The 9,626-nt window shown below is 35.1% G+C and carries 9 protein-coding genes; 4 read left to right on the forward strand and 5 right to left on the reverse strand.

Going from position 1 to position 9,626, the window contains the following annotated elements:
* The first annotated feature begins 211 nt into the window (after window positions 1-211).
* The 3 genes from ACMZ42_RS10045 to ACMZ42_RS10055 all read left to right on the forward strand — a co-directional run bounded on the left by ACMZ42_RS10045 (window position 212) and on the right by ACMZ42_RS10055 (window position 3,272).
* Complete coding sequence (locus ACMZ42_RS10045; protein WP_370080964.1) at window positions 212-415, forward strand: YheE family protein; 204 nt, start codon at window positions 212-214, stop codon at window positions 413-415.
* A 255-nt stretch (window positions 416-670) separates the two neighbouring features.
* Window positions 671-1,087 carry a hypothetical protein gene (locus ACMZ42_RS10050; RefSeq protein WP_415731358.1) on the forward strand — a complete coding sequence of 139 codons (417 nt, stop codon included), beginning with the start codon at window positions 671-673 and terminating at the stop codon, window positions 1,085-1,087.
* An 856-nt stretch (window positions 1,088-1,943) separates the two neighbouring features.
* Window positions 1,944-3,272, forward strand: a complete 1,329-nt coding sequence (locus ACMZ42_RS10055) for a hemolysin family protein (protein ID WP_370080968.1) — start codon at window positions 1,944-1,946, stop codon at window positions 3,270-3,272.
* A gap of 322 nt (window positions 3,273-3,594) precedes the next feature.
* On the opposite strand, the gene ACMZ42_RS10060 is transcribed toward ACMZ42_RS10055, so the two are convergent.
* The 3 genes from ACMZ42_RS10060 to ACMZ42_RS10070 all read right to left on the reverse strand — a co-directional run bounded on the left by ACMZ42_RS10060 (window position 3,595) and on the right by ACMZ42_RS10070 (window position 5,816).
* Window positions 3,595-3,873 (reverse strand): hypothetical protein, encoded by a 279-nt coding sequence (locus ACMZ42_RS10060; RefSeq protein WP_415731359.1) that lies wholly within the window; start codon window positions 3,871-3,873, stop codon window positions 3,595-3,597.
* Between the two features lie 211 nt (window positions 3,874-4,084).
* The gene (locus ACMZ42_RS10065) at window positions 4,085-4,825 is read right to left on the reverse strand and encodes an effector binding domain-containing protein (RefSeq protein WP_415731360.1); all 741 of its coding nucleotides are present in this window, start codon (window positions 4,823-4,825) and stop codon (window positions 4,085-4,087) included.
* A 70-nt stretch (window positions 4,826-4,895) separates the two neighbouring features.
* Complete coding sequence (locus tag ACMZ42_RS10070) at window positions 4,896-5,816, reverse strand: helix-turn-helix transcriptional regulator (protein ID WP_415731361.1); 921 nt, start codon at window positions 5,814-5,816, stop codon at window positions 4,896-4,898.
* 611 nt (window positions 5,817-6,427) lie between these two features.
* Between ACMZ42_RS10070 and ACMZ42_RS10075 the strand changes: the two genes are divergently transcribed.
* Entirely contained in the window at window positions 6,428-7,546 is a 1,119-nt protein-coding gene (locus ACMZ42_RS10075) for a response regulator (protein WP_415731362.1), read from the forward strand.
* 78 nt (window positions 7,547-7,624) lie between these two features.
* On the opposite strand, the gene ACMZ42_RS10080 is transcribed toward ACMZ42_RS10075, so the two are convergent.
* Together ACMZ42_RS10080 and ACMZ42_RS10085 are read right to left on the reverse strand one after the other, a co-directional pair.
* Window positions 7,625-8,272, reverse strand: coding sequence for a response regulator (locus tag ACMZ42_RS10080; protein WP_370080973.1), 648 nt, complete (start codon window positions 8,270-8,272; stop codon window positions 7,625-7,627).
* A gap of 11 nt (window positions 8,273-8,283) precedes the next feature.
* Window positions 8,284-9,399, reverse strand: a complete 1,116-nt coding sequence (locus ACMZ42_RS10085; protein WP_370080974.1) for a GAF domain-containing sensor histidine kinase — start codon at window positions 9,397-9,399, stop codon at window positions 8,284-8,286.
* Window positions 9,400-9,626 lie beyond the last annotated feature (227 nt).

Here is a 9,626-nt window from a genome sequence, read left to right on the forward strand (position 1 = left end):
AGATTAACTATTTTTATCCATCTTTATTAATTTTGAAATACTAATTTCCGCTACGAGCTACTCGCTTTAATGCGCGATTCGAGTAGTATAAGCAAAATATCAACAAAAAATCCTTTTTCAGCTCATTACGATAGGAATGAGATTTGGAGTTGCAAAATTACCACTATCCTTGAATAATATTAACTACATATATAAGAAATGGGGTTTGGTTATGATTCAGCATTTTAGCTTTAAGCCTTTATTTGAAAATTCTCAGCTTCCAGGGTGGTCTATTTCGTTCTTTTATCAACGTGAACGTTATACAGCGGAGTACTTAAAAGATGGCGTTATACAATGGAATGGAACTATCCCTCCAAACGAAGAGGATGTAAAAAAAATGATTCATGAGCTTATGTTGTACCATGTTTACGACTGATCAATTTCGATTTGGCGTAATTGTGCTGTCGCTTTGCTTTCGCACAGAAAACATTTGTTGCTGTCGCACAGAAAGCTGCTGAATGAAGATACGAGTAGTATTTTCCTGTTCTCAATTGCATAAAAACACCTATTTTTTACTAATTTCAACATTGCTATTAGCTTAAAAATGGTTAAGTATATTGAAATTCCCTTATTTTTCTTATACATTTATGTTATTAAGAATTAAAGGTTTTTTATGCAGGAGGCTATTTCAATGAGTAAAGTCACTCTTTCTGATGACTTAAACAGTTATAATTCAAAAGCATTAATTCGTGCAAAAGTAAAAGAAGTTTTTTCCGAATTTTCCGCTAAAATTTTCGAGTTAGCGAATGAGGCTGAAGCTATTGATAGTAAAAAATTTGAGGCTCTTTCTGGCTTTAAAAGTGATTTCTACAATGAATACTGCAGTCAATTAAAAGGATTTTTCAATTCATCTACTAATCCTTTCGGAAAAAGGCCTGTAAAAAATATATATTTAACGTATAAGGGCAAAAATTATATTTTTACACAGCAAGGTATAACAGAAAAAGCACCTGTTTCAATTGCACTTTACTCAGGTGAAATACCGTTTAAAGAAACGCTTCACGATGTGGAAAAAGCGTGCTTAAAATTACGTTTTCAACAACAATAAATAATTAAAGCAGAAGGAGCCGTCTCAATAAATGAAACTGGCTCCTTTTTTATGAAAAACTATTTTGAAATTAAAGAGTCATAATATCGCTCTTCAGAGGGGGTTGATTTCCGCTCCGACTGGGGCGTTCAGTCTCCACTCGAATCAACCTCTTTATATCACTCTAATTTATAATGATAAAACTTAACTTCAGCTACAAATATTTTACGAAAGCGAAGCGACTTTCCACAACATCCACATAGATTTCTTTGACCATATTAATTTTCAACATAACAAAAGAGCCACCCCATATGAATGTGATAGCTCCTTTTTGTTGCTATTAAAAATAATTCATTTAAAAAAATCCGCAAGTATAGTTCTCTTGAGATTTTTGACGTGTCGTTTTATATGAGATTAAATGCTTCTTTCTCTAAACAAACTATCTTCTTTGCTATATTTAAAGTTAGCATAACAAATTTCTATTTTCAATCTTTTGGTGTTTGAATTTATTTAATTTTTTCAATTTACGGTGTGAAAAACAAATCAATTTTGCTTCAGCATAATTGATTTGTTTTTTGTGCGAAAGCGCAGTGCAACGTGGCGGCAGCAACAGATGTTTTTTGTGCGAAAGCGTAGTGCAACGTAGCGACAGCAACAGATGTTTTTTGTGCGAAAGCGTAGTGCAACGTAGCGACAGCAACATGATGTTGGTCACCCGCTGAAAGAAGTTAAAAAAATTGTTGTCAATATTTGTGTTTTGCCTATAAATATTTTATGATTAAGTCATTCAACAATTTTTTAATATCATAGGAGGTGTACACTTTGTTTACCTCCCTCATTCGGGCGGGGACAAAGGAATTATTTGGACGGAGACATAATGGAAATAACCATAAGGTTGGCGGCATTTGCCCTACTAATCATAATGACAGGATTTTTCGTTGCAACCGAATTTGCAATCGTTAAAGTAAGATCCACACGAATTGATCAATTGCTTGCCGAAGGGAATAAAAAAGCAAAAAATGCAAAACGTGTAATTTCAGATTTAGATGAATACTTATCTGCATGTCAATTAGGTATTACGATCACTGCTTTAGGTCTAGGTTGGCTTGGTGAACCTACATTTAAGATTATCTTGAATCCAGTGTTTGAATTTCTAAATTTGAGTGAAAATTTTACTACTGTCCTTTCATTTATACTTGCATTCTCAATTGTAACGTTTATGCATGTTGTAATAGGGGAATTGGCGCCGAAAACACTTGCCATCCAAAAAGCAGAATTTGTAACATTAAATCTTTCTGGCCCATTAATTTTATTCCACAATGTTACTTATCCAATCATTAAGCTGTTAAACGGATCTGCGCGTGGCTTAACTGGCCTTTTCGGCTTGAAAATGATGTCAGAATCAGAAGTAGCCCATACTGAAGAAGAGTTACGTATGATTTTGTCGGATAGTTTAAAGGGTGGAGAAATTAATACTTCAGAATATGAATATGTAAACAGTATTTTTGAGTTCTCTGATCGTCTTGCGAAAGAAATCATGGTCCCACGTACTGAAATCGTTGGTATAGAAAAAGAACTAACGATTAAAGAGGTTTTCGATTTAATGGGCGTTGAGCAATATACCCGTTACCCAATTATCGATGGTGACAAAGACCATATTATCGGCTTAGTCAATATGAAACACTTATTAACTGCTTACATTAAAGACCCAGCAAATGGCGATAAGCAAGTGATTGACTATATGCAGCCAATTATTCGCGTAATGGAAACAACGCAAATTAACGACTTGTTACTAAAAATACAGCGTGAACGTATTCATATGGCCATTTTAATGGATGAATATGGCGGAACATCTGGTCTAGTTACGATTGAGGATATTATTGAGGAAATTGTCGGCGAAATTCAAGATGAATTCGATGAAGATGAAATTCCAGAGGTTCAGGAAATTGCAAAAGATCACTTTATTTTAGATGCGAAGATGCTAGTAGAAAACGTAAATGATATGCTAGGTACTGACATAGAAGATGATGATATTGATACAATCGGTGGTTGGTTCATGACAATGCGCTTTGATGCAGTCGAAGGAGACAGTATTGAAGAACAAGGTTATGAATTTATCGCAAAAGAATTAGATGGTCACCATATTTTATACTTAGAAGTTCTGAAATTACCTGAACGTGATTTATCAAATGAAAACGATGAGTAACAGACAAAAAATCTATTATGCCTTGGCATAATTGCGTTTGGACAAGCGCTGAAAGAAAATAAATTGCCTTATCGTATTTGCCTTGGTAATATAAAAATTGCGCTTGTTTGATTCGGGCGATAAAAATAGTATTTTGCTCACAACCTATAATGGCAAGAGCTTCTACTGAAATAAACTAAATCTAAACGCAAAAAACGACTCCCTTACATGAGAAGGGGGTCGTTTTATTATGCCCGATGGGAGGCAACTGACACAGTGCAATCGCTATTAAAAGCATTTGTGGCGATCGGCAGTGCAGTTTGAACTTCAACACCATTAAGGTTTATGGTTCACCGATTCCCATTGCTAATTGCAATAGAAAAGCATAAACCAAAAGTAATATGTTTGCGAAAAGACCAATCCAACCGAAAATACGTTTTTTAGACCATACCAAAGAGACTACTGCAAATATAATACCGATGATTGCTAAAATGCTAAACAAGGTGATACCAAAATAAATATCAAAATCGGGTCCTCTTTTTAAATAGAAAAAAATAACACTTATTATGACGGGTAATAACGATAAAACACTTAAAATGTCCCCTACTTTTTTCTTAGCCAAACAACTACTCCTTCCTTACAGTAATAAACGATTTGTCACCATCATGAGAATTAATTACCGTTGTATTATTCACCTAACAAACATCAGAATATTCTTTTTTATTATACAGTACATAATCATAGGAATGTATGCTTTCACAATATTTCAAATGTAAAAATCCCCAACAAATAAGCCTCCTATCAATCATAGACAGGAAGCTTAATTTGTTTAATTATTTGATTGCAATATAAATATCGACCTGTGCTTCTTGTGGGTTTGCACATCGTTCATCGTACATTTCAAAGTCACCTGTGTATGTTCGCTCTACACCTGAGTTTGCGAACCAAGCCCAAACATCCTGCCATGCTTTTACGACAACTTCTTCAAATGGACCTTTGTCAGAAGTAAAAACTAAATATTTAGCAGCTGGCACTGTTTTTACGACCATACCTTCAGGAATTTCGTCGGTAGCTACTACTTCCATTCCAAGTGTAATTGAATACTCTCCATTAACATCTGTTTCGTAGTCGGAATACAGACCATATGTTACTTGATTTACTGCATTAGCTATTTGTCCCGTTACATCTTGTTGATAAAAGTTCGTCCATAATTGTGGGATTTTTGCTTGTGAGGTAATTTCATTCGCATTGCTTGTTCGTGCTGAAATTCCTACAATTTGAAATGATTCTTTATTGTTCACAACCGGTTCTTTTATGTCATGCTTTCTCCATCTCTTTAAGCTTGGTAAAAAAGAAGTCAACATTTGGCGTGCTTCTTCTTCCCCCATGCCATCTCCCTTTAAATGCGGCACACAAATTTCAATCATTTCTTCAACTGTTAGATTTGGCTGCTTAAACTCTCCTAATACATAACAATATGTGCAGTAATCCTGACTTTTGTGTCCTTCTTTTTCTGTACCAAGTAAAGCTTCATCCACTAATGGCATTCCACAGCTTTGACAATAACTTTGCATCATTAAATCCACCCTTCGTTCTATTTGTTATGACTATAACAAAGGAAACCTGACATCTGTATGTCATCAATTAGTGTTTTTTATACAACTCAACAATTTCCTGCGCCCGTTTTCGCACAATCTCACTTATATGTGGTGGTGCTAAAACTTTTAAGCGATGGCCAAAGCTTAGAAGAAAGCCATATAACCATTCATCCTCAGGCAATGCAATGTTAATAGTTGAGCTCTCATTATCTACATGTTCAGCGCCAAATGATTCTTCTACTAATGTTGTTATTGCAGAATCGAAAGATAACGTAAGGTTTACTATATTTTGAGGATGATGCCACTCTTTATCCCACGGGAGTTCAGACAAGTTGACTTTTTTGCGCTGAAATGTCGTCATCTCTTCTTTTATATCCTTCATTCTTGAAATTTTAAATAAGCGAAAATCTTCTCTCAATGTGCAATAGCCATAAACATACCAAACTTTTCCCTTTTGTACTAAAGTGTGTGGCTCTAATAATCTTCTTGTTATACAGCCATGCGTAGTAGAGTACGTAAAGCTTATACAATATTCACGTTCAATTGCCTTTTTTAATAAAGTTATCTGTTCCTTGAAAATAACGTTTGGCCCCCAAGGACTAAGGTCAATAAACAGTTGATCAATCGATTGTTTTACTTCCTCATCCGCAACACCTGTTAATTTTTCAAGTACTGCTTCAGCATGTGAATCCTCGTATGTTGTTAATGCACTTTTAATGGCAATAGAAAGTGAGGTAAGCTCTTCCTTCGTTAACACTTGCTTATCCACACGATAGCCCTCAATTAAACTAATCCCTCCATTAACTCCCTGCTGGCTAATAACAGGAACCCCAGCACAGCTCAATGTTTCAATATCTCGATAAATAGTACGAACTGACACATTAAATAAATCGGCAAGCTCCTGGGCTGTCACTTTTTTACGATTTATTAAAATCATTATCATCGTTAAAAGACGCTCTAATTTCATATTTATACTCCTTTACGATAAATTCTATTTGTATGCTAATTGCGTTTTACCTACTAATTCCCTATCTACTTTAAGTATTTTTTAAGTACTTTTTGAGTTTTATTTAAGTCAAATGTACTATAATAGCGCCTAACAAATTATTACATTCATTATACTATTTTTACAATATAAGAAAAAACAACTTAGGTACTTATAATCTCTACTATAACTACGTTGTTTTTAACAATAAACGCTTAATTATTTCAATTCTCTTATCACAACATATAAAACTTCTATCCTCTATATAAGGACACTAAAAACTATTAAGTAGAAAAACTTTATAGTAACTATTTGTGGAAGTCCTAATTTCTATGTAAAAAGGTTTAGCACGGAGCACGAGCCAGCTTCGGGAAAAAGCTAAACAGATAAATCCTGTACAAATAGATAGCGTATGAGGAGATCCGACACTAACTTATGGAAAACGGAATACAAAGAGCTAAATTTTGGTGTCAAATTTTTAATTTTATGTGGAATTTACTTTTAGTGCCCACCCTATATTCGAAAAGCATTTTCAAAGACAACAAACTAGAGTTTAATGGTTTTCAATTTAATTGTAAAAAGGAGATTTTGACGTGATTCGAGCCGTTTTAATAGACAATGAACCTTTAGCTTTACACTATTTTCAAAGTAAACTACAAGCATTTCAGCAAATACAGGTAATTCAAACTTTTACAAGTGTAGAAGTATTTTTAAATGAGCTTCCAATAATAGAATTTGACGTAATTTTTTTAGAGGCAAAGCTGAATGAACTGACTGGGCTTGAATTAGCTGATATTATCAAAACTGATCGTCCACATGTTAGTGTTATTTTTATAACTTCATATAAAGAATTTGCTTTACAATCATATGAAATCGGAGGTCTTGACTACGTACTTAAACCAATTAGTCATGCTCGCTTAGAAAAAACTATTTCTCGTATCGAGCATGAATATTCCATTCAGCAAATGATTAAAAAAGCTTCGAAAACCATGTTAAACGTACAATGCTTTAATCAATTTGCCGCATATAGCAACAACAGCTTAGTTGCCTTCAAAACCGAGAAAACAAAGGAGTTATTTGTATATTTCATATTACATCCAAACATTCCTATTCATCGTGATTATTTAATTGAAATTCTATGGCCTGATTTAGACTATGTACGAGCAAAATCGAATCTTCATACCGCACTTTCTTATTTAAGAAAAACCTTAAATAATATAGGTTATGCAAACTGTATTATTTTTTCAAACAAATACTATATCTTCGAAAAACCGAACATCCTTTGTGATTTATATGACTTTCATAGATATTATGAGGATTTCATGAAGTTAGAATTCCCACCAATTTCTTTGATCAATCAAAGTCTCTCAATTTATAAAAATGGACTACTCATTTATGATGATTATGAGTGGGCCACTGCCTATAAAGATAAGCTGACGAAATCATACATAGATTTATTAGAAAAAGGTTTTCAAGCAACATTACTAACGGATATTGATAAGGCATTAAATTTTTTAAATAGACTATTAGAGTTTGATCCATATAATGAACAAAAACTTGAGCACTATTTACACATTTTAATAAATGCGGGGTTTCATGAACAAGCATACAAAGTATTCCTCGCTTATGAACAGAAGCTAAAAGATGACCTATCGATTTCGCCAAGCTCTACATTAATTGATATCTCTAACAATTTCTTTGTTCTAAAATAAATAAAGGATTTATTCATTAAAAAACGACGGGCTACTACAATTTGTAGGAACTCGCCGTTTTACTTATTTTTTTATATTTTATACACCGCTACCCTCTGTTAACCCGTGCTTCACAGCATAAAGGGCTGCCTGCGTACGATCCTGCACTTGTAGCTTCGTGAAAATATTAGAAATATGAGTTTTCACCGTTTTTTCTGTAACGAATAAAGAGGATGCAATTTCTCGATTACTTTTCCCTTTTGTAAGCTCTGCAAGCACATCCTGTTCACGAGGTGTTAGTGGGTTTAAAACATGAGGTGCATTTTTTGATTCTTGACGGTCCATTTCAAGAGTTGTTGTTGCTTCTGGATGTAATGTATTTTCGCCTCGCATAATACGACGAATGGACAATACCAACTCATCAGGTTCAATATCTTTCAACTGATAGCCTGCAGCTCCTGCCTCCATTGCTGGCACTACATGATCACGGTCTGAAAAGCTTGTCAGCATTAGAATTTCTATTTGTGGAAACTTAGCTTTAATGCGCTTCGTTGCCTGAATCCCATCCATCTCAGGCATTACCAAGTCCATGAGTATAATATCTGGCTGTATACTTTCCGCTAAAGTTACTGCCTCTAGGCCATTTTTCGCTTCTCCTACAACTTCTATATCTTTCTGTGTTTTTAAGAAAAATAATAATCCACGACGCACTACATGATGGTCATCTGCGATTAAAACACGTATCATACTCTTCCCCCCTAATATGGCAAGCGGATTAATAGCTCTGTTCCTTTGCCAATTTCACTAACCCAGTCAGCTTTTCCACCAACTGATTTTGCACGATCCTTTATGGATTGCAAGCCTATCGAAAGTAGCTTTGTGTTATGATCGACGACGAAGCCTCGTCCCTCATCACGAATAACAAGTAAAATATCTGTAGAAGTAACCGTAATATAAAGCGCAGCCTCCAGAACACCAGCATGACGGCGAACATTATTAAGTGCTTCTTGGGCTACCCGAAATAATGTTTCTTCGATACGTGATGGGAATTGCAGTACACCTGAGACCGTTACATGAAGCTTCAAGCCAAGCATTTCAGCATACACTTTTATCGCTTCAAGTAAACCATTTTCTAATCCTTTTGGACGGAGTTGCCAAATAAGAGCACGCATTTCTGTTAAGGCATCCTGTGTTAAGTGCTGAATCTCCTTAAACGTTTCCTTCACATCACTATCGTTTGTCATTTCAATACCAGCTCTCGCCGTTAATGTAACTGAAAAAAGTAGCTGATTCACGGAATCATGTAAATCTCGAGCTAGACGATTGCGCTCCTTCACAAGTGCCATTTCTTGCTCCTGCTTTGTCAGTAAAATACGCTTAATGGCCGACCCCATCTGAAATGCAACCGATTCAAGTAATGCTAGCTCTTCCTCTGAAAAACGCACGGTATCCTTCGATGCAACATTTAAGACACCAAAACGCTCTTGTCCAGATTGAAGCGGCACTGTTGCATGATGTGTAATGCCTTCGTGATCACCAACATTTGCTGCAATGGCGCTTTCAATACGTTGACATTCAATAATATTAGAGGCTTTCTTTAATTCCTCATTACGATAGCGGGAAACACACCAACAGCCTCCCCTTTCTAAATAATGGCAATTTTTATGCTCCAGTGCCTCTGGTAAATTGACATGGACAACAAGCTCTGAGCGCCCTTTTTCATCGATAAAAAAAATCCAGCCCGTTTCAAAATTTGTGCCATTTAAAAATTTCACAAGTGCTCCCTTTAGCATCGACACAATTTCAGTTTCTTCGTTTAATAACTCTGCAATTTCTTTTAAAATACCAATATTGGAATGATCATTGTCCCTCACAAAAACACCTCTTCTTTGGCATTACTAATTTTAATGATAACATTTCAAAGTCTGGAACGTCTGCCTCAGCCGTTCATACTTTAGACTGAAATTTTTCATAAGAATATACCTTATTTTGGTTCATCACCGAAAGTTGTGGATGACTTTTGTTAAAACGTATACTATGTAAATAAGTTGATTGTAGTGGAGGCTGGGCGACTCCTTGGGGATCAGCAATAGAGGAACGA

It is taken from the genome of Lysinibacillus sp. NPDC056185 (genome assembly GCF_047737915.1).
Classification (GTDB): Bacteria; Bacillota; Bacilli; order Bacillales_A; family Planococcaceae; genus Lysinibacillus.